Annotated in this window: 21 protein-coding genes; 9 read left to right on the forward strand and 12 right to left on the reverse strand. The window is 38.0% G+C overall.

Translation table 11 applies throughout. The features are described from left to right. From PVV70_RS03660 to PVV70_RS03670, 3 genes are all read left to right on the forward strand, one after another. Positions 1-1,257: a cytochrome b N-terminal domain-containing protein gene (locus PVV70_RS03660; RefSeq protein ID WP_273757938.1), complete on the forward strand. Its 1,257-nt coding sequence runs from the start codon at positions 1-3 to the stop codon at positions 1,255-1,257. Beyond that, on the forward strand, positions 1,251-2,141 hold the full coding sequence (locus PVV70_RS03665) for a cytochrome c1 (protein WP_273757939.1): 891 nt from the start codon (positions 1,251-1,253) through the stop codon (positions 2,139-2,141). Before PVV70_RS03660 ends, PVV70_RS03665 begins: the two co-directional genes overlap by 7 nt. A 110-nt stretch (positions 2,142-2,251) precedes the next feature. After that, on the forward strand, positions 2,252-2,692 hold the full coding sequence (locus PVV70_RS03670; RefSeq protein ID WP_273757940.1) for a PRC-barrel domain-containing protein: 441 nt from the start codon (positions 2,252-2,254) through the stop codon (positions 2,690-2,692). A gap of 158 nt (positions 2,693-2,850) precedes the next feature. Here PVV70_RS03670 and ychF read toward each other — a convergent pair whose 3' ends face one another. Then, entirely contained in the window at positions 2,851-3,954 is a 1,104-nt protein-coding gene (gene ychF / locus PVV70_RS03675; protein ID WP_273757941.1) for a redox-regulated ATPase YchF, read from the reverse strand. Positions 3,955-4,222: 268 nt separating this feature from the next. On the opposite strand from ychF, the gene PVV70_RS03680 reads away from it, so the two are divergent. Further along, positions 4,223-4,963, forward strand: coding sequence for a L,D-transpeptidase (locus PVV70_RS03680; protein WP_273757942.1), 741 nt, complete (start codon positions 4,223-4,225; stop codon positions 4,961-4,963). Positions 4,964-5,382: 419 nt separating this feature from the next. Here the strand turns inward: PVV70_RS03680 and pth are convergent, their stop codons facing one another. Both pth and PVV70_RS03690 read right to left on the reverse strand, forming a co-directional pair. Continuing rightward, positions 5,383-5,964, reverse strand: coding sequence for an aminoacyl-tRNA hydrolase (gene pth / locus PVV70_RS03685; protein WP_273757943.1), 582 nt, complete (start codon positions 5,962-5,964; stop codon positions 5,383-5,385). A 76-nt stretch (positions 5,965-6,040) separates the two neighbouring features. After that, positions 6,041-6,670: a 50S ribosomal protein L25/general stress protein Ctc gene (locus PVV70_RS03690; protein ID WP_273757944.1), complete on the reverse strand. Its 630-nt coding sequence runs from the start codon at positions 6,668-6,670 to the stop codon at positions 6,041-6,043. Positions 6,671-6,956: 286 nt separating this feature from the next. On the opposite strand from PVV70_RS03690, the gene PVV70_RS03695 reads away from it, so the two are divergent. Then, positions 6,957-8,456, forward strand: coding sequence for an ATP-binding protein (locus PVV70_RS03695; protein WP_273757945.1), 1,500 nt, complete (start codon positions 6,957-6,959; stop codon positions 8,454-8,456). Here PVV70_RS03695 and PVV70_RS03700 read toward each other — a convergent pair. From PVV70_RS03700 to lgt, 4 genes are all read right to left on the reverse strand, one after another. Further along, positions 8,453-9,385 carry a ribose-phosphate pyrophosphokinase gene (locus PVV70_RS03700; RefSeq protein ID WP_273757946.1) on the reverse strand — a complete coding sequence of 311 codons (933 nt, stop codon included), beginning with the start codon at positions 9,383-9,385 and terminating at the stop codon, positions 8,453-8,455. The genes PVV70_RS03695 and PVV70_RS03700 overlap by 4 nt on opposite strands. Before the next feature lie 581 nt (positions 9,386-9,966). Continuing rightward, positions 9,967-10,746, reverse strand: a complete 780-nt coding sequence (pgeF, locus tag PVV70_RS03705; protein ID WP_273757947.1) for a peptidoglycan editing factor PgeF — start codon at positions 10,744-10,746, stop codon at positions 9,967-9,969. A gap of 99 nt (positions 10,747-10,845) precedes the next feature. Beyond that, positions 10,846-11,925 carry a class I SAM-dependent methyltransferase gene (locus PVV70_RS03710; RefSeq protein ID WP_273757948.1) on the reverse strand — a complete coding sequence of 360 codons (1,080 nt, stop codon included), beginning with the start codon at positions 11,923-11,925 and terminating at the stop codon, positions 10,846-10,848. Next, positions 11,900-12,778, reverse strand: a complete 879-nt coding sequence (gene lgt / locus PVV70_RS03715; RefSeq protein ID WP_273757949.1) for a prolipoprotein diacylglyceryl transferase — start codon at positions 12,776-12,778, stop codon at positions 11,900-11,902. The genes PVV70_RS03710 and lgt overlap by 26 nt, the downstream gene beginning before the upstream one ends. A gap of 63 nt (positions 12,779-12,841) precedes the next feature. Between lgt and PVV70_RS03720 the strand changes: the two genes are divergently transcribed. The 3 genes from PVV70_RS03720 to PVV70_RS03730 all read left to right on the forward strand — a co-directional run bounded on the left by PVV70_RS03720 (position 12,842) and on the right by PVV70_RS03730 (position 14,239). Beyond that, positions 12,842-12,982, forward strand: a complete 141-nt coding sequence (locus PVV70_RS03720) for a hypothetical protein (protein ID WP_273757950.1) — start codon at positions 12,842-12,844, stop codon at positions 12,980-12,982. Between the two features lie 99 nt (positions 12,983-13,081). After that, a complete protein-coding gene (locus PVV70_RS03725) occupies positions 13,082-13,360 on the forward strand; it encodes an accessory factor UbiK family protein (RefSeq protein ID WP_273757951.1) in 279 nt (92 codons plus the stop codon). A 378-nt stretch (positions 13,361-13,738) separates the two neighbouring features. Continuing rightward, complete coding sequence (locus PVV70_RS03730; protein WP_273757952.1) at positions 13,739-14,239, forward strand: YbjN domain-containing protein; 501 nt, start codon at positions 13,739-13,741, stop codon at positions 14,237-14,239. Positions 14,240-14,285: 46 nt separating this feature from the next. Here the strand turns inward: PVV70_RS03730 and PVV70_RS03735 are convergent, their stop codons facing one another. Then, the gene (locus tag PVV70_RS03735; protein ID WP_273757953.1) at positions 14,286-15,626 is read right to left on the reverse strand and encodes an ATP-binding protein; all 1,341 of its coding nucleotides are present in this window, start codon (positions 15,624-15,626) and stop codon (positions 14,286-14,288) included. Between the two features lie 12 nt (positions 15,627-15,638). After that, positions 15,639-16,343, reverse strand: a complete 705-nt coding sequence (locus PVV70_RS03740) for a response regulator (protein ID WP_273757954.1) — start codon at positions 16,341-16,343, stop codon at positions 15,639-15,641. Between the two features lie 154 nt (positions 16,344-16,497). Between PVV70_RS03740 and PVV70_RS03745 the strand changes: the two genes are divergently transcribed. Beyond that, entirely contained in the window at positions 16,498-17,148 is a 651-nt protein-coding gene (locus PVV70_RS03745; protein ID WP_273757955.1) for an MBL fold metallo-hydrolase, read from the forward strand. A 62-nt stretch (positions 17,149-17,210) separates the two neighbouring features. On the opposite strand, the gene PVV70_RS03750 is transcribed toward PVV70_RS03745, so the two are convergent. From PVV70_RS03750 to PVV70_RS03760, 3 genes are all read right to left on the reverse strand, one after another. Next, entirely contained in the window at positions 17,211-17,933 is a 723-nt protein-coding gene (locus PVV70_RS03750; RefSeq protein ID WP_273757956.1) for a BA14K family protein, read from the reverse strand. 1,150 nt (positions 17,934-19,083) lie between these two features. Next, positions 19,084-21,219, reverse strand: coding sequence for an excinuclease ABC subunit UvrB (gene uvrB / locus PVV70_RS03755; protein ID WP_273757957.1), 2,136 nt, complete (start codon positions 21,217-21,219; stop codon positions 19,084-19,086). Positions 21,220-21,478: 259 nt separating this feature from the next. Then, entirely contained in the window at positions 21,479-21,799 is a 321-nt protein-coding gene (locus PVV70_RS03760) for an SH3 domain-containing protein (RefSeq protein WP_273757958.1), read from the reverse strand. Between the last annotated feature and the right edge of the window lie 149 nt (positions 21,800-21,948).

Consider the following 21,948-nt stretch of genomic DNA (forward strand, 5'->3'; position numbering starts at 1 on the left):
ATGACAAGGTTTCCTCCTTATTGTCCTAAAAGTGCTCTTGCCCGTTGGTTTGATAAGCGTTTTCCTCTTCCTCGTTTTTTTTATAATGCATTTGTGATTTTTCCTGTTCCGCGTAATCTTAATTACTTTTATACATTTGGTGGTATTTTGACCCTTATGCTTTTATCACAGCTTTTGACTGGTCTTGTCTTGTCACTACATTATGTTCCAGATATTCATTTGGCTTTTGAAACGGGGGAACGATTTCGGCGTGAAGGCCAGTTTGGATGGCTTTTTCGTCCATGGCATAGTGTAGGCTCTTCGTTTTTTTTTATTGCCGTTTATATCCATTTGGCGCGCGGACTTTATTATGGTTCTTATAAAAATATGCGAGAAATGGTGTGGATCACAGGGATTTTTATTTATATCATCATGATGGCAATCGCATTTTTTGGTTATGTGCTTGTTTGGGGGATGATGTCTATTTCAGCCGCTTCAGTGATTGCAGGACTTTTTAAAACGATACCTTTTGTGGGAGCATGGTTACATGAAACACTTCTTGGTGGTTATGGCGTAGGACAACCAACATTGAACCGTTTTTATGTTTTCCATTATGTTTTATCCTTTATTTTACTTCTTTTTGTGGGGCTTCATATTTGGGCAATCCATTGTGTTGGGCAAGGAAATCCAACGGGTCTTGCGATACAATCAGATAGGGAAACGGTACCGTTTTCGCCTTATGCACTTATCAAAGATATTTTTGCCATTACTGTTTTTCTGATCTTTTTTGCTTGGTTTTTATTTTATATGCCCGATTATATGGGGCAAGCCGAAAATTATAGCGTAGCTGATCCTTTAAAGGCGCCGCTTCGTGTGGTTCCAGAATGGTATTTCTTGCCTTTTTATGCGATGCTACGTGCTATAACTTTTGATATAGGTATTTTTTCTTCAACTTTTGTGGGCTTTGTTCTTTTCGTCAGTTCGATTCTCGTGTTAATTTTTGTTCCGTGGTTAGATCGCTCTAAAATATGTTCGGCAAGGTATCGTCCTATTTATAAAATTTTCTTTTGGGCGTTGGTTTTTGATGTCGTTTTTCTTGGTTGGCTGGGGTCAAGAGAAATAAGTGACAGAATTCTTTTATGGACGCAATTGGCTACGATTTATTATTTTATATTCTTTTTGGTTATTTTGCCGGTTTTGCCTACGTTTGAAAAAAGTCGTTCTCTTCCTTCTTCGATTATGCAAGATCTGAAACAGGAAAAAAAGAGACTATGGTAAATGTTTTTATTGGATTGATTATTATTGCTATGAGCTTCTCTGTTCAGAGTGGGGTTAGTAATGCTTCTGATCGATTGGATCAAGAGGAGGAACTTATTTCTTTTCCCTCACGGATTCCTACAAAACAAGAATGGAGTTTTTCAGGGCCATTTGGGTTTTATGATAAGGCGCAATTGCGGCGTGGGTTAAAGGTTTATAAACAAGTTTGTTCCAGCTGCCATGGGCTAAAATATGTGGCTTTTCGCCATTTAAAAGCTCTTGGATATGATCAAGAACAAGTTAAAGCTTTAGCAGCACAATATGAAGTGCACGATGGGCCTAATCGAGAAGGAAAAAATTTTAAACGTCCTGGGGTCGCAACGGATTATTTTCCTTCTCCTTTTGCGAATGAAGAAGAAGCAAGATTTATTTTAAATGGTACTTATCCTCCAGATTTATCATTGATAGCACGGGCACGTGGTGTATCTTTGCCATTTCCTGCTTTAATTACGGATGTCTTGACTCATTATGATACAGCTGGTCCTGATTATATTACAGCTCTTTTAACAGGATATCAGGAAGCACCAAAGAAGGTAGAAGTTGCAGATGGTTATTGGTATAATCCTTATTTTATTGCCAGTAATTCTTTAACCATGGCGCCTCCTTTGAGTGATGGTGTGGTTACTTATGAAGATGGAACCCCTCAAACTGTTGAACATTACGCGCGTGATGTTTCTGCTTTTTTGATGTGGGCGGCCGATCCTCATATGGAAATTCGTAAAAAAACCGGTTTTCGTGTTATTTTATTTTTAATTATTTTTGCAGGGCTTGTTTATATTTTAAAAAATCGTATTTGGTGTCATTTAGAGAAAGAAACAGAAGATAAAATAAAGATAAAAGGATAAAGTGATTGCGCTTGAAAGAGTAAAAAGTATAAAGAGCATAAGGAACAAATCTGTTTATGATGCATTGAGTTTTTATAAAGTAAAAGCAAAGTAAAAACGGAGATGTTAAAATGAAAAAAATTGTATGTACTACTCTCATGTCAATTTTGATGGTTTCTAGTACTTATGCTCAGTCTTTTGAAGTGCCTTCTAAACCTGAAATAATTTCTTCAACGGGTATTGTACAGGTGGGGATCGATAAGTCTGTGCGCTATGTAACACCTTTAGCAACGGATTTTGTCGCTTCCAGTCTTATAGGCGCCGATGTCTATAATATAGAAGATGAAAATATTGGTGAAGTAAAAGATATTATTATACGTGAAAATAATATTGCGGGGTTTGTGATTGCTGTTGGCGGTTTTCTTGGCATAGGGGAGAGTTATGTGGTCGTTTCTCCAGAAACAATCCAGATGACAAATGATTATGGTAAGTGGAAACTTATTACAAATGCGACAAAGGATTCTTTAAAAGATGCTCCAACATTTAAATATGAAGGGCATTGGATGCGCTAATTGTATATTTTCATTCTTTAATTGATAAAAAAGTTGCTACCATAATAATATGGTAGCAACCGGATTTTTAGTTCAGAAGAACTTGGGAGTTTTTGCAACACCCTTCTATAGACTTATTATAAAGTCTTCAAGATAAAATATTAAGAGAGATTAAAGATTTAAGTATTATGTTTAAATAACATGATATCGCCATCTTGCACAATGTATTCTTTTCCTTCATCGCGTGCTTTGCCTGCCTCTTTTGCACCGCTTTCTCCTCCCAGAGCAATATAGTCATTGTAGCTAATCGTTTGGGCACGAATGAAGCCGCGCTCAAAGTCGGAGTGAATAACGCCGGCAGCTTGGGGAGCTTTTGTACCACGCGTAATTGTCCATGCTCGTGTTTCTTTAGGTCCACAGGTGAAGTAAGTAATGAGATCAAGTAAATGATAACCAGCGCGAATAAGGCGATTTAAACTTGGTTCAAAGAGCTCTAGAGCATCGAGATATTCTGATGCTTCAGCATCATCCAGTTGCGTGATTTCCGCTTCGATAGATGCAGAAATGATAATGCTTTGCGCATTGTGCTCTATTGCCATTTTTTCAACTGCTTGGGTAAAGTTATTTCCATGAGCGGCATCATTTTCGCTTACGTTACAAACATAAAGTACAGGCTTAGAAGTGAGAAGATTTAAACTCTTTAAAATGTGTTGTTCTTCAGAAGAGATATCTTTGAGTAATAATCGGACAGGGTTTCCCTTTTGCAGGATATTTAATGCTTTTTCCATAACGGGGAGAATTGTGAGAGCTTCTTTGTCTTTTCCAGTTGCCCGTTTACGGATTTGTACGATTCTTCTCTCAAGACTTTCTAGATCCGCCAGCATGAGTTCAGTTTCAACTGTTGTTGCATCAGAAATAGGATCAATACGTCCTTCTACGTGGGTAATATCTTCATTTTGGAAACAGCGTAAAACGTGGATAATGGCATCGACTTCGCGAATATTAGCTAAAAATTTATTTCCTAAACCTTCACCTTTTGAAGCGCCTCGTACAAGCCCCGCAATATCAACGAAATTAATGCGAGTAGGAATAATTTCTTTTGAACCAGCGATTGATGCAATTTTTTCCATTCGTAAATCTGGAACAGCAACTTCACCGGTATTGGGTTCAATGGTACAAAAAGGATAATTGGCAGCCTGTGCAGTGGCTGTTTTTGTTAATGCATTAAAGAGGGTTGATTTTCCAACATTAGGTAATCCAACAATACCGCATTTAAAGCCCATGAGAATCTTTCTTTTCTGTTGATTTTATGCTCAAGATAAAATTTTTTATAGCATATTTTCATAAGAGTTATAGTCTTTGTATTGCGAGAAGTGAGAAAAATGTCTACAGCAATAAATAATCTGCTTTTTTTACCCTTTAAAGTTCTTCTTATCTTAATGATCTTCTTAGTTTCAAGGATAAGAAAATTTCGAATTAATGTTAATAATGTGCTAAGTTTTTCATGGTACGCAAATCTGCATAAATAGTTTAATCGGAGAAAATAGAAGAGTGTTATCTCGTTGTGCCTTTTTAATTACAGCACTTTTAGCTTTGGCTGGATGTGCTACACGTCACTCAGATATGTCATCGGCTTCTTTGCAACAAGCTCGATACATTCCACCAGAAATACAGGCTTTGTACGGTCCTGTAACGAATGAAACTTATCCGTTACCTGCTGTTAATCTTGCAACAATTGATCCAAAGTTTTGGCGACAAGAAGTGATTTATTATACAGCTTATCCACCTGGAACGTTGGTTATTGATACACAAGAATGTTTTCTTTACCTTATTGGTGAAAATGGAAAAGCTTTACGCTATGGGATTGGTGTCGGTAAGGAAGGCCTAGCATTTGAAGGTGAGGGGGTTGTACAGCGCAAACGTCGCTGGCCAAATTGGGCTCCGACAGCAGCAATGATGGCTCGAGAACCAGAGCGTTATGGTCATTTGGGGAAAGGAATGCCACCAGGACCTGATAATCCATTGGGGGCGCGAGCGCTTTATCTTTTCAAAAATGGGAAAGATACGCTTTTCCGTATTCATGGCTCACATGAATCTTGGTCAATAGGGCATGCTATTTCAAGCGGGTGTATCCGTTTGCTCAATCAAGATATTATTGATCTTTATGATCGTGTTCCCGTTGGTTCACGCGTCGTGGTGTTGCAAAACAATAGGAGCGTGCCTACAGTTTACAGTCAACAATCAAAAGGCTATGATCCGCTAGAGTCAACCATTCAGCCAAATGATTTTTAATTCTAGGGAGAGAAGATTAGAGAGAGCTATTTGAGTATTTTGGTTTTCTATTCAATCTTCTCTTGCTCCAAAATGAGAGCATAGACCTCTCTTTTTCAAAAGTACGTACAAGCTTATATCATTATTCTATTTTCTAGCTTCTCATGTTCTCAAAAGTTTTTGTCTTTGAGAAGGTTTATAAGAAGCATTTTTCTTTCTTTTTTCAAAAGCTTTTATCAATATGTCTTCGATTTGTGAGGTGTAGATTCATGAGGTTCATGGGTTTGGATTGTTTCACTATCAATAGATTTGTAATAAATCTTATGATATTTGGCGTTTTTATTCAGCTTAAAAAAACAATTAATTTTTATAAATCAATATATTATATAAAAGGTCTTATAGAGAAGCGTTGATTTTTTGCCAATAATAGAAATAAACGACTAGGGTAAGTTCTTATTTTTTATCGTTTGTGAAACTTCATTCATAAAGAGAGAGGTCTCACCTTTTATGAGGAGAGCAATATTTTTTGCAAGGGTATCTAAGAGAGGGAACAACCATTCTTGATCAGATTTGGTAAAATTTCCTAGAACATGCTGATGAACAAATTCTTTACTTCCAGGATGACCAATACCTATACGTATACGACAATAGTCGGTACCACAATGGGCATCAATAGACTTAACACCATTATGTCCATTATTTCCTCCCCCAATTTTTATACGGACTTTTCCCGGTGATAGGTCTAACTCATCATAAATAATGATCAAATTCTTTAAATCTAATTTGTAAAATCGCAAAGCTTCACCAATAGCTTGACCCGATAGATTCATGAAAGTTTGCGGTTTTATAAGAAAAATTTTCTCATTATTTATAAAACCACTGGAGATTTCTGCTTGAAACTTCTTCGACCATGGAGAAAAAGAAAAGGACTGATAAATAGCATCGACAACCATAAAACCGATATTATGGCGGTTATTTTGATATTGCGAACCAGGATTGCCAAGACCAGCAATAAGCCACATATGTACCTTCAGTCAAAGTGTAAGGGGAGTATACGTCTCATAAATGAAGGCGGGAAAAATTCCCGCCTGTTGAGTTTTATGAAGTTTGCGCTTCATCTTCATCCTTTTCTTGTTCGGAAGTTTCATCACTGATATCCATGCTCGCAGGCGCTGCAATGGTTGCAATGGTAAAGTCCCGATCTTGGATGATGGGTGTCACATCTTTTGGTAGTTGCACCGCTGAAATGTGAATAGAATCACCAATAGAGTAGCTGGAGAGGTCAATTTCAATGGCTTCAGGGATGGCATTGGCCGGAGCCGTACATTCAATTTCGTGCCGAACAATATTGAGGACACCACCCTTTTTAAGTCCAGGTGCTGTATCTTCATTGAGGAAGTGGACAGGGATATTCACCTCTACAACGGATTTTGCTGAAATGCGTAAGAAATCAACATGGAGTGGAAAGTCACGCACAGGATCCAATTGGTAATCTTTTGGCAAGACCATAATTTTTTGCTTGTCGAGAATAATTGTTGCAATGGTAGTCCGAAAGCCACCGGCGTGGATTTTGTAGAAAATTTCTTTATAGGGAACTGTTATTGCCAAAGGAGGTTGTTTTTCACCATAAATGACAGCAGGGATAAGACCGTTGCGGCGAAGTTCACGGGAGGACCCCTTACCAACCCGCTCGCGTTTTTCGGCCTTAAGAGTGTAGCTTTTACTCATAATTTAAGTCCTTTTTACATGATTGGAGATCCTGCAAAAACAATAAGAGTTTTTGCATGGATATGAAGATATGCGCTAGAAAACAGCGATTGCTCCATTCTACGTTGCCTCCAAGGGTGTCTACGTAGAAGCTTGTTCTATAATTCAAACTCTTCACAGATGCAAGAGTTGTGGGAAAAATCGATGATTTCTACCGTTAAAAAGGAGGAAATGTTACAAATTGCGGTGCGGATGGAGAATCAACCAATAGGCGCTGATATGTTTAAAATCAAATACTGGAGATGTTATGAAGGTTGAGATTGCCTTGGGTGAGATGTCAGAAAGTCGTGCTTTGCATAAATCGATGCCAGCGCTTCTGGATTTGGAAGAATTATTGGCGACACGTCTTCTTGTACAAGGGAATTCCGGTTCAGGGAAATCACATCTTTTACGCCGTCTTTTAGAACAAAGTGCTAAGTGGGTGCAGCACTGTGTGATTGACCCAGAAGGGGATTTTATAACTTTGGCCGATAAATTTGGTCATGTTATTGTAGAGGCTCAACGGAGTGAATTAGAGTTGACGCGTATTGCCCATCGCATTCGGCAACATCGGGTTTCGGTGGTATTTAATCTTGAAGGGTTGGATACCGAACAACAGATGCGTGCTGTAGGAGCTTTTCTTGGAGCACTGTTTGATGTGGAACGTGATTATTGGTATCCTATGCTTATCGTTGTCGATGAAGCACAATTGTTTGCTCCAACTGCGGCAGGAGAAGTTTCCGATGAAGCGCGTAAAATTTCTCTGAGCGCTATGACCAATCTTATGTGTCGAGGACGTAAACGTGGTCTTGCTGGTGTTATTGCAACACAACGTTTGGCTAAGCTTGCCAAAAATGTTGCTGCTGAAGCTTCAAATTTTTTAATAGGGCGGACTTTTTTAGATATTGATATGATGCGTGCGGCTGATCTTTTAGGGATGGAGCGTCGTCAAGCGGAAATGTTTAGAGATCTGGAGCGGGGACATTTTATCGCTTTAGGTCCTGCTTTATCACGACGTCCCTTACCAATTATCATTGGTTCGGTTGAAACTTTAGCACGCTCTTCTAGTCCTAAATTAATGCCACTTCCAACAGAGAACATAGATGCAAAAGAACTCGTTTTTACGGCTTCACCAGAGGAAATTTTAACGCCATTTAAACAAATACGAGAGCCTGTGAGAGAAAAATCAATGCACGAAATGTTAGGGGAGATGGTGCATAAAAAACAAGAGGACTTAGAAGAAAATCTAAGTTTATTTTCTGAACTTTCTGATGTTGAGCGTAATAGTCAAGCAGAACATGTTATTCGGGAAATTCTTGAAGATCCTGAGGCTTTTTATCGTTCAACAGCGGTGCTTTATCAAGATTTTTCGGTTCGTTGCCGTATCCATGGTATGTCTAAGGTTCCTTTTAATCTTTCACAATTTCGGCGTAAATTGGCGATTGCTCAAGCTTTTGTCGATGAACAAACAGCTGTCAGTGAACATTGGAAATATATTTTGCAGATATCAGAAAGTTTGGAAGACGATGTTCAAGGAGTCTTCTTGAATGTGGCACAGTCCGCATTGGGTGGAAAGCCATGCCCATCTGATGCATTTTTAGCCCGTCTTTATGGAACACACTCTCTAAGTCGTGCACGTCGGCTTTTAACCTACTTTGAAGAACGCGGCCTCATTGTTATTCATACGCATTTTAGTGGTCAACGTATTGTTGCATTTCCTGATCTTGGTGTCGAAACAGCACCAGGAGATCCCAAAGAACCACTTTAACCAAATAGGCTGGAAACGGATTGCTCTGCTGCTGTTCTGGCGATTGCTTCTCCAATGAGATCGGCAATGGGCAAAACGCGAATATTATGGGCTTTCTCAATGGCTCCTGTTGGCATAATTGAATCTGTAATAACCAATTCTTTCATTTCTGAATGGGTGATGCGTTCGATTGCATTCCCAGAAAGAACACCATGCGTGATATAAGCCGTGACACTATTGGCACCGTGTTTCAAGAGAGCACTTGCTGCGTTGCATAAAGTTCCACCAGAATCAACAATATCATCCAGCAGAAGACAATCTTTCCCCGATACATCTCCAATAATGTTCATAACTTCTGATTCACCTGGACGTTCACGACGTTTATCAACAATAGCAAGCAAACTGTTCAAGCGCTTGGCGAGTGAGCGAGCGCGGACCACACCACCCACATCAGGTGAAACAACAATAACATTTTCAAGAGAATAATGCATTTTGACATCGCGAGAAATGACAGGAACAGCATAGAGATTATCCGTAGGGATATCAAAAAAACCTTGAATTTGTCCTGCATGAAGATCCAATGTTAAAACGCGATGGGCGCCTGCTTCAGTAATCAGGTTGGCAACAAGTTTTGCAGAAATGGGAGTCCGTGGTCCAGGTTTTCTATCTTGGCGGGCGTAGCCAAAATAGGGGATGACAGCTGTAATACGACGCGCAGAAGAACGACGAAGGGCATCAATCATGATGAGCAATTCCATTAAATGATCATTTGCAGGATAAGATGTAGATTGCAAAACAAACACATCTTGTCCTCGTACATTTTCATGCAATTCTACGAAAATCTCTTGATCAGCAAAGCGCTTTACTGTTGCCTTGCCTAAGGGGATGTTCAAATAATTTGTAACATCTTCAGCTAGGCGTGGATTAGAATTTCCGCAGAAAAGTTTCATAGTAGAACCTCTGAATAATCATGGTAGGAATGCGACACGGTTTTTAATTTCTTTTTATTAAATTGCAAGAAAACAATTACAAAAGCCTTACAATTTTATTGATTATTGTTAAAGAGCTATGCGGTATGTTTTCTCTTTTTCCCAAATTTTTGTTCCCTGTAAAGTTGATTCTTGAAATTGTTAAGAAAAAACAAAGGTTGTCGTTTATTTGTACGGGAGGATCTGCGATAGAAAAATATTTTTTAGCTCTATAAATTTTATATATTACTTGTTCTAAGGATGCTTTTGCGGATTGTGACGCGTATCATGTTTTTTTATTTTTGGGTATTTTTCGCTGTTTTCTTCAATTACTTGATTTAAAAAACAGCTTCAATACTATTTTATGTTTAAATAATTATGTGTTAAAGGTCATTATAATCAAACGTTGAAAAGAAGAGTTCGTTTTATTTCTCATTGCGACAGTTTTCGTGTTTTGTGACGCCAATAAGAATTTTTATGAAAAAGCATTGTAGAAAAAAGCGTACTTATTTTATCGACATTATTTTATTTGAGGTTTTGATCTTTTTGTGTGGAAAGAAATATTATTTCAACATAATAGCAGAAATTTGTCTTCCATCATCCGGTTCGTTGCGGTGTATAGCGCGCCGATGAGAAAAAAAGCGCTGTTCATCTTGATAGGTACAAAGCTCTACACAAGAAGCATTAACGCCTGCTTCTTTGAGTTGATTGATAATAAATGCCCATAGATTAAAATGAAAGTGATTGACTTTTTCTGTTTTTAAAAAATATTTTTGAAATTTACTATGACATTCAATAAATTGGTTGTAAAATTCACGTGTTACTTCGTAGTGGTGTGGTCCAATACAAGGTCCAAGGGCTGCTATTATTGATTGTCTTTTGGCTCCCTGTTTTTCCATAACAGCAATTGTTTTCTCAATAATTCCATTTAAGCTTCCGCGCCAGCCAGCATGTGTTGCGGCAATGATCCCAGCTTGTGGATCAGCAAACAGTACTGGGCCACAATCTGCTGTAAGAACCCCAATAACGAGACCAGGTATGGTTGTCACAAGAGCATCTGCTTTAGGGGGGGCACCGATAATTGGCTGATGAGCGACGATGACATCAGAAGAATGTATTTGATTGACCGTGACTAAATTTTGTACCTCAACACTAAAATAATCAGCGATTAAAAGACGATTTTGTACAATATGTTCAGGTTGGTCATTTGATCTTTTTCTGACATTAAAGCTATGAAAGTTTTTTGAAACACCAGCTTGACGTGTAAAAAATCCATGTTTTATCCCATGGGTGTGTAAAGTAGAGAGATTTTTTGCAAGGATGGGATGAGGGATAGGCTTCATAAAAGTTCCTTATGGGGTTATTTGAATGGTGGAGTGATGTTCCTATTTGTCGACGAACATTTCAGAGAATGATATGCTTATTGACACAATTGTCGATCATTAAAATTGGGGAGGTATAGATATATTTTTATCACTGAAATGTAAAACTTTAAATAGTTTTCCCATTTGATCTGGGCCAGCGAGCCGTTCGATATCTTGGCGGATTTTGTCTTGTAAGGAAACGCTTTTTCCCATTCCAAGTTGTTTTGCACGCTCCATGAGCCCCATTTTAAAAAGAAATTCTCCTTGCTCTAAGATTTCAGCAAAACAGCCCTGTTCAAGAGCTATATTTTTTAAAAAAGAAAAATCAACATGGGATGTTAAGTCATGTTCACCAGGGGCATCAAAAACATCCCGAAATTTATGTTTTGAGAGTGCTTGCAAGGTATCGCCAAAGGCAAGATCACACGCACCATAATCGATAAGCAAAACAGAGCCTGTGACTTGCACTAAATGATGACTGATTTGTTGTATGAATTGATGTCGTAAGGGAGCATGTTCAAAAATTGTTCCATCAGGGACTTCAGAGCAATAGGTTTGTAGACAAGAAGAGGAAAGTTTATGCGGGGCAGCAATAAAGATGAAATCTCCATCTTTATTGCTTGTGATGCGGCGTTCTCTCCATTCACCATCGATTTTAATATATTGGTTTATGGGAAGTGTATCGAGGAATTCATTACCAATGAGAAAGAGAGGTTTTGAAGGAATTTGATTTAAATTTGCAATGCTATGGATTTGTTTTTGATAAGAGAAAAGGCGTTTTTTTTGTTCTTTTGCAAGTTTCTTACTTATTTCGATCAGAAAAATTTCAGCAACATTAAATGCTGTTGTAGAAAGCTTTTGGATGGTTCGCAAAATGTCATCCATCAAAGTTCCACGTCCTGGTCCTATTTCCGCGAGAATAAAAGGGTGAGGGCAACCATGAGCATTCCAATTTGCAAGAAGCCAAATGCCAATCATTTCTCCAAATAATTGGCTTACCTCGGGTGCTGTTATGAAATCACCAGTGCGTCCAAAAGGTGTTTGTGTTTGATAATAGCCAAATTGAGGATCTGTGAGCGCCAATGTCATATATTCACTGACAGTAATGGGGCCATGAGATGCGATGATTTCTTTAATTTTTTCTTTGAGGGATGTCATTTTCGGTAGATTTATCTTTAAATGCTTGAAGGAGGAGATAAAATCCTAAAAGAAGCATGGGAAGAGATAAAGCCATGCCATAGGTAAAGCCTATAGAATGGAAAAGGGTCGAGAACCATTCTGGATCTTCTTGGGGAGCACGGTAAACTTCTGAGATACTGCGTGCTATTGCATAGCCCATAATAAATATTCCTGATACAGTCCCACGGCGTTTGAATGCTTTGAAGGCAAAAATAACAATGAAGAGAAGAATGAAGAGAAGAAATCCTTCCATAAATGCTTCGTAAAGTTGGCTTGGATGGCGTGGTAAATAGTAAGGATCTAGGGGAAAACAAACTGCCCAAGGTTGCGTGGTAACGTTACCCCATAATTCTTGATTGATGAAATTACAGATTCGTACAATGCCAATACCGATAGGGGCACCGGCAGCAATGATATCAAACATCACTCGTATGTTTATGTTATTTTTACGGGCGAATAAAATCATTGCAATGATAATGCCAATAAGACCACCGTGAAAAGACATCCCCCCATCCCATACAGCAATGATAGCACTTGGATGGCTAAAGTAATAAAGAGGATCCCATACAAGGACTTGTCCTAAACGCCCTCCAACAACAACACTTATGGCAGACCAGACAACAAAATCTCCGATCTTCTCTTTATCCATAGGAGGGTGGTTTTTATGCCATAAAGATGGTTTTTTAAATAATTTTTGCGCATACCACCAAGCAAAAAGAATACCCACGACGTAACCAAGACCATACCAATGAAGCATTATGGGTCCTAGTTGGATAATGACAGGATCAAGAAAAGACGGAAAAGCAATGGCTGGACAGACAAGATTGTTCATGAATTAAGCACTTTACATTATATAAGATGGATATGAAGTGACTCTGATGGCAAGGAATGACAGATGAATGCACAATGGTCAAGTCAGGAAGATGATAAGTCAGAAAGGGTAACAGATTTCTACTCGTTTATTGTGGTAAAAAATTACGGCGATAAAAAGAATATAAAAATTTTAAAACAAACTCGTCATGAAAAATCGGCATAATAGGTAAAAATAGGATAAAAGGAACAAATTACAGTATCTAAATGTTATGAGAATACGCTATAATGCGTGCCTCAATATTAAAATTTAAGGAAAAATGTTATGCGTAATGGATCAAACCGTATTCTTGATGAATTAGCAAAATTAGCAACAGATGCCGCTGACGTCGTGCAAGGTATACGACGTGAAGCTGGAACAGCTTTTCGTGTGCAGGCTGAAAAGATAGCCAACAAACTTGATCTTGTTTCACGCGAAGAATTTGAGACCTTTAAAGAGATGGTGCTGAAAGTCCATGCTGATAATGCTGATTTGAAAAGGCGTCTTGATGATTTAGAAGAAGATGATTTAGAAAAAAAGCAGACACGAAAAAAAGTAAAATAGTTTTTCTAAAAAAAGAATTTTCAAAAAAATATCCCCAATTTTTCAATATGATGCGTGAAACTAAAAAATGCTTAATCTTGAGTCTGTTAGAGGGGAGCATTTGTTTATTTTTAATTTTTTTTTGGGGTAAAATACATTTTTTTGAATCAGGGGGGCTGGCGCTATGAAATTGTATCAATACACTGAAAAGACTTGATGATTCGTTTTATGATTATCAGGTTGCCCTAAAGAGCGCGATTGTGTTCTGGGGGGGTGTGTAGTGTCGATGTTTTTAATGTGTATTTGTTTGGTGTAAAGGTTCTGATTGTAACAAAATATTGTTACAATTTAAGCCGTTTATATTCTGTTGACAATGTTTTAAGATGATTGAGGATTGTGATGAGGCTTGCATTTTGCGCCACAGAAAGAAAAGAGCATCCTGTTGATTTTATCGAACAGATTGCCTGTGAATATGATTGGTCGTTTGAGCGGAATGCACAAGATGAAATTAGCGTTTGTGTGGAAGGAAAACGGGCAAATTATCGTCTTGCTTTTTCGTGGATGGAAGAGCATGAAGCACTTCATTTGGCTTGTTCATTTGATCTTTCTATTGAAAATGCTCGAACAGCTGAAATACAACGCTTATTGCTCGCGATTAATGAAAAGTTGTTGTTGGGACATTTTGATTACTGGCAAAGAAATAATTCTGTTATTTATCGGCAAGGTCTTCTTTTGGCTGGCGGAGTGCATCCATCTCATATACAGGTTGAAACATTGTTGATACACGCACTTAAAGCCTGTGAAAGCCATTATGTTGCCTTTCAGATGGTGGCTTTATCGGGGGAAAGCGCTTACAAGGCATTGCAATACACTTTGTTTGAAACTGTAGGGAATGCTTAAAATATCAAGCCTGTTATTTTTTACAGATGGTTTGCTGAAAGATTGCTCATAGGGGGATATCAAGAATAGCGCGTACTCCCCCAAGAGGACTCTCATCGAGTTGTATATTGCCACCATGGCTGCGTGCTATGTCTTGGGCAATAGAAAGACCAAGTCCTGTTCCACTTGCATCTTGATTACGAGCTTTATCAAGTCTAAAGAATGGCTTAAAAACTTCTGTACGCATATCTTTATGAATTCCAGGTCCATCATCGTCGATGATCAATATAAAAGATTCCTGTTGAGAGTTAGCTGTTAGTTTAATGGTCATGCCGTAACAAAATGCATTTGAGACAAGATTGCTGACTAAGCGTGTAAAAGCACGGGGGCGTACTTGTATTTGTGTAGGGCCTTCAATGGTGTAAGAAAATTGACGTTTGTGAAGATGAGCATCAGCGGAGAATTTTTGCATAAGAGCATTTAAATCAAAGGTCTTGACACTTTCACTTCCTTCACCACGGGCAAAAGCAAGATAATCTTCTAACATATTTTGCATATCACTGACATCTTGCTCAAGCGGTTTAATATCAAAATCGGTATTTGCTAATGCTAGCTGAAGTTTAAAACGTGTAAGAATAGTTCTTAAATCATGGCTTACACCTGAGAGCATCATAGTGCGTTGTTCTATTTGCCGCTCAATACGTTCGCGCATGCGTAAAAAAGCAATGCCAGCACGACGAACTTCATCGGCTCCTTGTGGTTGAAATCCTTTTGGTAAAGGACGACCACGTCCAAAACTTTCAGCCGCTTCAGCCAATTGTTGAATGGGTTTGATTTGGTTGCGCAAGAAATAAATTGCTATCAGCAATAAAACAAGGGCTGTTCCTACCATCCAGCTCAAAAAAATAGCGGTGTTGGAAGCATAAGCTTGGCTGCGTGGAGCAAAGACGCGCAAGATGTTGTGACCAAGATGGATACGGATTTCAACAAGATCAGAATCCCCTACGGTATCAATCCAGAAGGGGCGATTAATTTGGCGGGTGATTTCTTCACTGAGAAAATAATCAAGAATTGCAAAAAATGGCTTAGGTCCTGGAGGGGGTAAGGGGGCAGGAGAGAGAATAGAAATGTTTAATCCCATACGTTGTTGTGCAATACGCTTGATATCTTCATAATTATCTTGTTGCGGATATGTCTCAATAATATCAATAATGGCTGAAATATCATGTACGACAGCTGTTGAAAGACGCTCAGTTACCATTTGCCAATGACGTTCCATAAAGACGTAAGCAATGACCGTTTGCAGAAGTACCATGGGAGCGATAATAATGATCAAAGAGCGAGCATAAAGCCGTTTAGGCATCTTTTTCGTTAACCATCGAAAAAAAAATCTTAAAGGTTTGATCATTTTTGCGTGTGCCTATTCAATTGAGAGTTTATACCCTATTCCTCGCACGGTTTGGAGCCATATGGGCAGTGCTGGATTTCTTTCGATCTTACGACGAAGACGGTTGATTTGTACATCAATAGCACGTTCACCGATAGTTTTGTCATCCATTGCAAATTGATGGCGCGGAATGATGCTCCCTGCATTTTCGGCAAAAATGACCATCATTTTTTGTTCTTTATCGGTTAATTTAATAATTTCTCCTCCCCTTTTGAGTTCGCGCCGTGAAATTGAAAATATATAAGGCCCAAAAACGATTTGCTCAATTTTTGGTTGGCTAAGGGGCAGACCTCGTCGTAAAATGGCGTTGATGCGAAGGAGAAGTTCACGAGGATCAAATGGCTTAGCCAGATAATCATCTGCGCCTGCTTCTAATCCACGGATACGACTGTCTGTTTCTGATAAAGCTGTTAGCATGAGGATAGGAACCTCTTTTGTTTGGCGGAGTGAATGGGTAAGGTTGATACCGTTTTCGCCAGGCATCATGACATCAACGATAAGAAGATCAAAGTCTAAACGTGCCAACAGTCGTCTTGCTTCATTAGCATTGGCTGAAATTGAAACACGAAATCCATTGTTAATAAGAAACTGAAATAAAAGATTGCGAATACGTGTATCATCATCAATTACAAGAAGGTGAGGGGCATCGTCACACAAAACTTGAACGTGATTGGTCATTCTTCAAAACCTTTAAATTATTTCTTCAAAAAATTTAACTTTACATAAGTTGCACAAAGCTGTCGAGCAGGCTATCCTATAGAAAAAAGGGAATGTTCCTTGTAAGCTTGAAGAAGGTAAGCTTCAAAAAGATTTACTTTAAATAAAGGATTTCATGAGTCATTTTAGTGCACATATTATTCCGGTTACGCCTTTTCAGCAAAATTGCACTCTGCTTTTTGATAAGGAACAAAAAGTAGGGGTTTTAGTGGATCCTGGTGGAGATTGGCTTCTAATTCAAGAAGTCATTAAAAAGGAGGGTATTACCGTTGAAGCGATTTGGATAACACATGGTCATTTTGATCATGTGGGAGCGGCAATGCAAGCAAAAGAAGCATTGGGCGTTAAAATTATCGGTTCACATTGCGATGATAAGCCTGTGATGGATTCTGTGGTTGAGAGTGCAAGAAGCTATGGTATCACGGATGCTTCTGTGTGTCTTCCTGATCAATGGTTAGAAGATAACGATAGTGTCCATTTTGCTGAACATGTATTTAGGGTTTTTCATACACCAGGGCATTCTCCTGGTCATGTTATTTATTTTAATGAAAAAGAACGTTTCGCTTTACTTGGTGATGTTCTCTTTCGTGGTTCTATTGGACGTACAGATTTTCCTTTTTGTTCTCATGAAAAATTGATGAAATCACTTCGAGAAAAAGTTTTACCTTTAGGGGATGATGTTCGTTTTATCTGTGGGCATGGTCCTGGAAGCTATATAGGTTATGAGCGTCAGCGGAATCCTTTTCTTCAAGATTTAAGGACATAACCCCCAAAACGCTTTAAAGCGTTTTGAGGTTACTTAAAATTTTCTAAGCCAAAGCAAAGATGTTAGTTCAATGGAGCATAACAAAAATGGTCTTGCCCATCATAGCCTCGAAAAGTACCTGTTTGGGGATTGAATGAACGGTACTTTTTCTTGCAATATTGAAGCCAGCTACGAGTCCATGGTTGCTGGAGTGTCTGGTATGTGACTGTTGATTGAGATTCATAAATGATTTGGGTTTCAGGAACTTGTTGATACATCTCTTGCGGAACTTCTTGATACACGACCTGTCTTTGTGGAACGGGTTGATAGATAATTTGTGGCTGTTCTGGTTTTTTCAAAACATTGCCAAGAATTGCTCCAGCTGCGAGACCAAGAATGCCTGCTGCTAAAGCATCTCCTGAGTTATCGCGCGTCAGATGATGCTCATATATATGATGATGTGTTGTCTTTTTGCGTTCAACATAACGATATATTTTGCGTTCAACATGATGACGATTATGTTCTCGCCTTTTATGGTCACCATGATGGTAGGGGTGCGTATGAGAAGAGTGATGTCTTTCAAAAGTAGAATGGCTGTTAGAATGATAAGAAGGAAAATAGGAATGCATTCCGTTCCTCATATCCCCCATTTGTTTATCCATATTTCTTCTCATATCATTTATCTGCTTCTCAATATGATTTTCACTATGCTTCCATTTCATATCGGCAAGCGCTGTGCTTAATGGGACAAAAACAGTTGCCATTGATACCACTGATAACACCGCTAATTTACTCGATCTTCTCATAGCGACACTCCTTAACTTAAATCCATATTTTTTCACATCATACACGTGACAAACTGAATATAATCTGAACAACTTTTGATTTTATTTTGACAAAACGAATAAAGAGCTATTTGGTTGACAAATAACGATCAAATAAACAAAGAATAAAGATCCTTTTTCATAAAAAATATTCTATTGATATTGATTGACAAAAATCATTTTATAAAATCTTATTTTTACAAAAGTAAAAAAACTTTTTATTGGATAGAAAATTCTTGTATCATATGATTACGTATAACCTAAAAAAATAAAAATATGAATCAAAAATATCATTAATGTTATCATAAACTTATACTTTTATAATAAGGGGATATGCTTATATTTTTTTCAGTAGACATGGAAGAAAAATGAGTAAGCAATGTGCTTTTCTTCAAGGATTTGCAATCTTCTTACCGAAAAGAGCAAATGGTTATTGTAAAGATTTTTACAATTAGGTTTCCGTATTTATTTCACCGTAATATTATTGATATGTTTCCTAGAATTTTTTGTTGTTCTCAATCTCATTTCAGCATATTGCTCATGAATGGTATACAGCATCATCTTTACACTTATAAAAATACAGGGGGGGATGATATCATTATATTTATGAGTTCTTCATTTTACGATCAGTTTTGGTATTGAGATAGTTTAGAAGAGGTGATAATCTTTTTTTTAAGAAGAGATCGTACGGCACTTTTGGTTCTTATGCACTATAAAAAACGATAAATTATGTTTATAAATAAATTTTGGGGGTCATAGAAAATATTTTCTTTAATTTATTATTATTGATTGAGAATTTAGATTTTTTTAAATCTTATAACTTTCGAGTATAACATATTTAAATTAAGAAAAAATTTTCTAAAAAGATTCATATTTTAAGTTTTTTAAGGGATCCTTATTTTTTTATATAAGACAATTTCTATTGAAGTATAAAGTATGTTTTGTTTGTGAGTGTTTCGCGTGGGCATTCACAAATTCAGCGTTTATTTGAGAATCTTTGAGATTTTTAGATTATTTGTTTGGCGTATTTTTTCTTTATTTTTCAAAACGTTGGTATCTATGAGTGAACTTTCGTGATCAATATTTGTGTCACTTAAGAGTTAATGGAAGCGCGAGTGGGGTATTTTCTGTACTATTTTAAGGGATCATCCGCGATTGCGAGTTCTATTTTCTGGAGTTGTTTTATTTCATCACGAAGGCGTGCTGCTTCTTCAAAATTAAGATCGGCTGCTGCTTCACGCATTGATTTTTCCAAAGATTGAATATGGCTGGCTAAATTGTTGTGAGCCATATTACTTCGCGTGATAAAGTCAGGAATATTTGTAGGAGTTTGATGGTTTTCACTACTTGCATTGAGAATATTGTCAATATTTTTTTTGATACTGGTTGGTGTGATATGGTGCTTTTTATTATAGGCTATTTGTTTTTTTCGACGTCTTTGTGTTTCTTGCAAAGCACGTTCTATAGAGCCTGTCATTGTATCGGCATAAAGAATAACGCGACCATCTACGTTGCGTGCGGCACGACCGATGGTTTGTATGAGCGATGTTTCTGAGCGCAAAAAACCCTCTTTATCGGCATCTAGTATGGCAACAAAACCGCATTCTGGAATATCCAAACCTTCTCGAAGGAGATTGATCCCAATGAGGACATCAAAGGTACCAAGCCGCAGATCACGAAGAATTTCAATACGCTCTAACGTATCAATATCGGAATGCATATAGCGTACGCGAATACCTTGTTCGTGGAGATATTCCGTTAAATCTTCGGCCATACGCTTGGTTAGGACCGTGATCAATGTACGGTAGCCTTTTTGAATTGTTTTACGAATTTCATTGACAACATCATCAACTTGAGTGCGTGCTGGACGAACTTCTGTTTCTGGATCAACAAGCCCAGTTGGGCGGATAATTTGTTCAGCAAAAACACCATGGGATTGTTCCATTTCCCAGCGTCCAGGTGTTGCGGAGACAGCAATTGTTTGTGGGCGCATAGCGTCCCATTCTTCAAAGCGCAAAGGACGGTTGTCCATACAGGAAGGGAGGCGAAAACCATATTCTGCTAGAGTGGCTTTTCTGCGAAAGTCACCGCGATACATGCCACCAATTTGGGGAATCGTGACATGGCTTTCATCGATAAAAACAAGAGCATTGAGTGGAATATATTCGAATAAGGTTGGTGGTGGTTCACCAGGATTTCGTCCTGTTAAATAACGTGAATAATTTTCAATTCCAGGACATGAACCCGTTGTTTCTAACATTTCTAAATCAAAAATTGTACGCTGTTCTAAGCGTTGTGCTTCTAGAAGACGACCGGCTGCATTCAATTCATCAAGACGTTGAATGAGTTCTCGTTTGATCAATTTCATTGCTTGATTTAAGGTTGGACGCGGTATTACATAATGTGAATTGGCATAAATTTTAATAGATTGAAGGTCATCTGTTTTTTGTCCTGTTAGAGGATCAAATTCGGTAATTTTTTCTACTTCATCACCAAAAAGTGAGATACGCCAAGCACGATCTTCAAGGTGAACAGGAAAAATTTCAATGGTATCACCTCGTACACGAAAGGAACCACGAATGAAATTAATGTCTTGTCGATAATACTGTTGAGAAACTAAATCAGCTAGGAATTTTCGTTGATTGAGTTTGTCCCCTTTTTCTATTTGGAAGGTCATAGCCGTATAGGTTTCTACGGAACCAATTCCATAGATACAGGAGACAGATGCGACAATGATAACGTCATCGCGCTCTAAGACGGCGCGTGTTGCAGCATGGCGCATCCTGTCGATTTGTTCATTAATAGAGGATTCCTTTTCAATATAAGTGTCTGAGCGCGCAACATAGGCTTCGGGTTGATAATAGTCGTAATAAGAAACAAAATATTCGACAGCATTGTGAGGAAAAAAGTTTTTAAATTCTCCGTAAAGTTGTGCGGCAAGCGTTTTATTGGGGGCTAAGATGAGAGCTGGACGTTGTGTTTTTTCAATGACTTTTGCCATCGTATAGGTTTTGCCTGAGCCAGTAACCCCCAAAAGCACTTGTGTACGTTCATCTTTTTTAATTCCCTCAACCAGAGTTTTAATGGCTTGAGGCTGATCTCCCGCCGGTTTAAAGGATGTTTCGAGTTGAAACGGAATACCACCTTCAGATTTTTCAGGATGAGTCGGGCGATGAGGTGTCCATAATACACCATTTTTAAAAAGAGGATTACCTGAAGCAATGAGAGCAGAAAGAGCTTCTACGGTTGCAGTAACACCATTTTTCATTGTTGTATCCTTTGATAAAAAAGTGCTGGTGATTTAAAGAGAGTACTAATTTTTACAATTTCATTACGAGAACAGCAAAACGTTATTGAACAGATTTGTTTTGGTTTACTAGTGCTTTCATGAGCATATTGATAAAGTTTTTTCTATGAGACGAATTCTTTGAAATGTTTCTTTGGAGGGGCATATTTGTGGTCGCTCGTGGGATATTATTGCATTCTTGCCATGATGATCTTCAAGAGGGCATAAGTTATCATGGTTGTTATGGAGAATAATCATAAGTGGTCTTTTGGGGAACTAAAGACATTGTGTATGTGTGATAGAGGTCATTGCCATCTTTAAATGAAAGATAACGCGATGATACCCAACCTATTTGAGCGTTATGTCGGATATGGCACCAACTTCCTTCACAGTTTTTAACAAAAACCAATTCTCCAGCAGAAATTAAGCCACAAACTGCATACTGAGTGCTAGGTCCTGTTCTAAAATTAAGATTTGTTGTCACAAAGGCATCTGCTGCTTTAGATATTGTCGTGGCTAAAAAGAAAGAGCCAAACATAAAAAAAATGACAATTTTTTTCATTTTTCTACAAAGAATTTCTTTAGAAATTATCCTTCTCTCTTTGATATCCCATATGATTTCTGTTGCTAGATTATGATAAAACAAAAAAAATTACAATTCTTTCTTCTTTATGAGACTTAAAAGAGGAGAGCGAAGTTTAACGTTTTAAA

Source organism: Bartonella sp. AU55XJBT (assembly GCF_028618525.1).

Excerpts from the sequence above, each read along its gene's own strand:
- PVV70_RS03660 (WP_273757938.1), top strand. The coding sequence starts at position 1 with ATGACAAGGTTTCCTCCTTATTGTCCTAAAAGTGCTCTTGCCCGTTGG.
- PVV70_RS03665 (WP_273757939.1), top strand. The coding sequence starts at position 1,251 with ATGGTAAATGTTTTTATTGGATTGATTATTATTGCTATGAGCTTCTCT.
- PVV70_RS03670 (WP_273757940.1), top strand. The coding sequence starts at position 2,252 with ATGAAAAAAATTGTATGTACTACTCTCATGTCAATTTTGATGGTTTCT.
- ychF (WP_273757941.1), bottom strand. The coding sequence starts at position 3,954 with ATGGGCTTTAAATGCGGTATTGTTGGATTACCTAATGTTGGAAAATCA.
- pth (WP_273757943.1), bottom strand. The coding sequence starts at position 5,964 with ATGTGGCTTATTGCTGGTCTTGGCAATCCTGGTTCGCAATATCAAAAT.
- PVV70_RS03690 (WP_273757944.1), bottom strand. The coding sequence starts at position 6,670 with ATGAGTAAAAGCTACACTCTTAAGGCCGAAAAACGCGAGCGGGTTGGT.
- PVV70_RS03695 (WP_273757945.1), top strand. The coding sequence starts at position 6,957 with ATGAAGGTTGAGATTGCCTTGGGTGAGATGTCAGAAAGTCGTGCTTTG.
- PVV70_RS03700 (WP_273757946.1), bottom strand. The coding sequence starts at position 9,385 with ATGAAACTTTTCTGCGGAAATTCTAATCCACGCCTAGCTGAAGATGTT.
- pgeF (WP_273757947.1), bottom strand. The coding sequence starts at position 10,746 with ATGAAGCCTATCCCTCATCCCATCCTTGCAAAAAATCTCTCTACTTTA.
- PVV70_RS03710 (WP_273757948.1), bottom strand. The coding sequence starts at position 11,925 with ATGACATCCCTCAAAGAAAAAATTAAAGAAATCATCGCATCTCATGGC.
- lgt (WP_273757949.1), bottom strand. The coding sequence starts at position 12,778 with ATGAACAATCTTGTCTGTCCAGCCATTGCTTTTCCGTCTTTTCTTGAT.
- PVV70_RS03720 (WP_273757950.1), top strand. The coding sequence starts at position 12,842 with ATGAATGCACAATGGTCAAGTCAGGAAGATGATAAGTCAGAAAGGGTA.
- PVV70_RS03725 (WP_273757951.1), top strand. The coding sequence starts at position 13,082 with ATGCGTAATGGATCAAACCGTATTCTTGATGAATTAGCAAAATTAGCA.
- PVV70_RS03730 (WP_273757952.1), top strand. The coding sequence starts at position 13,739 with ATGAGGCTTGCATTTTGCGCCACAGAAAGAAAAGAGCATCCTGTTGAT.
- PVV70_RS03735 (WP_273757953.1), bottom strand. The coding sequence starts at position 15,626 with ATGATCAAACCTTTAAGATTTTTTTTTCGATGGTTAACGAAAAAGATG.
- PVV70_RS03740 (WP_273757954.1), bottom strand. The coding sequence starts at position 16,343 with ATGACCAATCACGTTCAAGTTTTGTGTGACGATGCCCCTCACCTTCTT.
- PVV70_RS03745 (WP_273757955.1), top strand. The coding sequence starts at position 16,498 with ATGAGTCATTTTAGTGCACATATTATTCCGGTTACGCCTTTTCAGCAA.
- PVV70_RS03750 (WP_273757956.1), bottom strand. The coding sequence starts at position 17,933 with ATGAGAAGATCGAGTAAATTAGCGGTGTTATCAGTGGTATCAATGGCA.
- uvrB (WP_273757957.1), bottom strand. The coding sequence starts at position 21,219 with ATGAAAAATGGTGTTACTGCAACCGTAGAAGCTCTTTCTGCTCTCATT.
- PVV70_RS03760 (WP_273757958.1), bottom strand. The coding sequence starts at position 21,799 with ATGAAAAAAATTGTCATTTTTTTTATGTTTGGCTCTTTCTTTTTAGCC.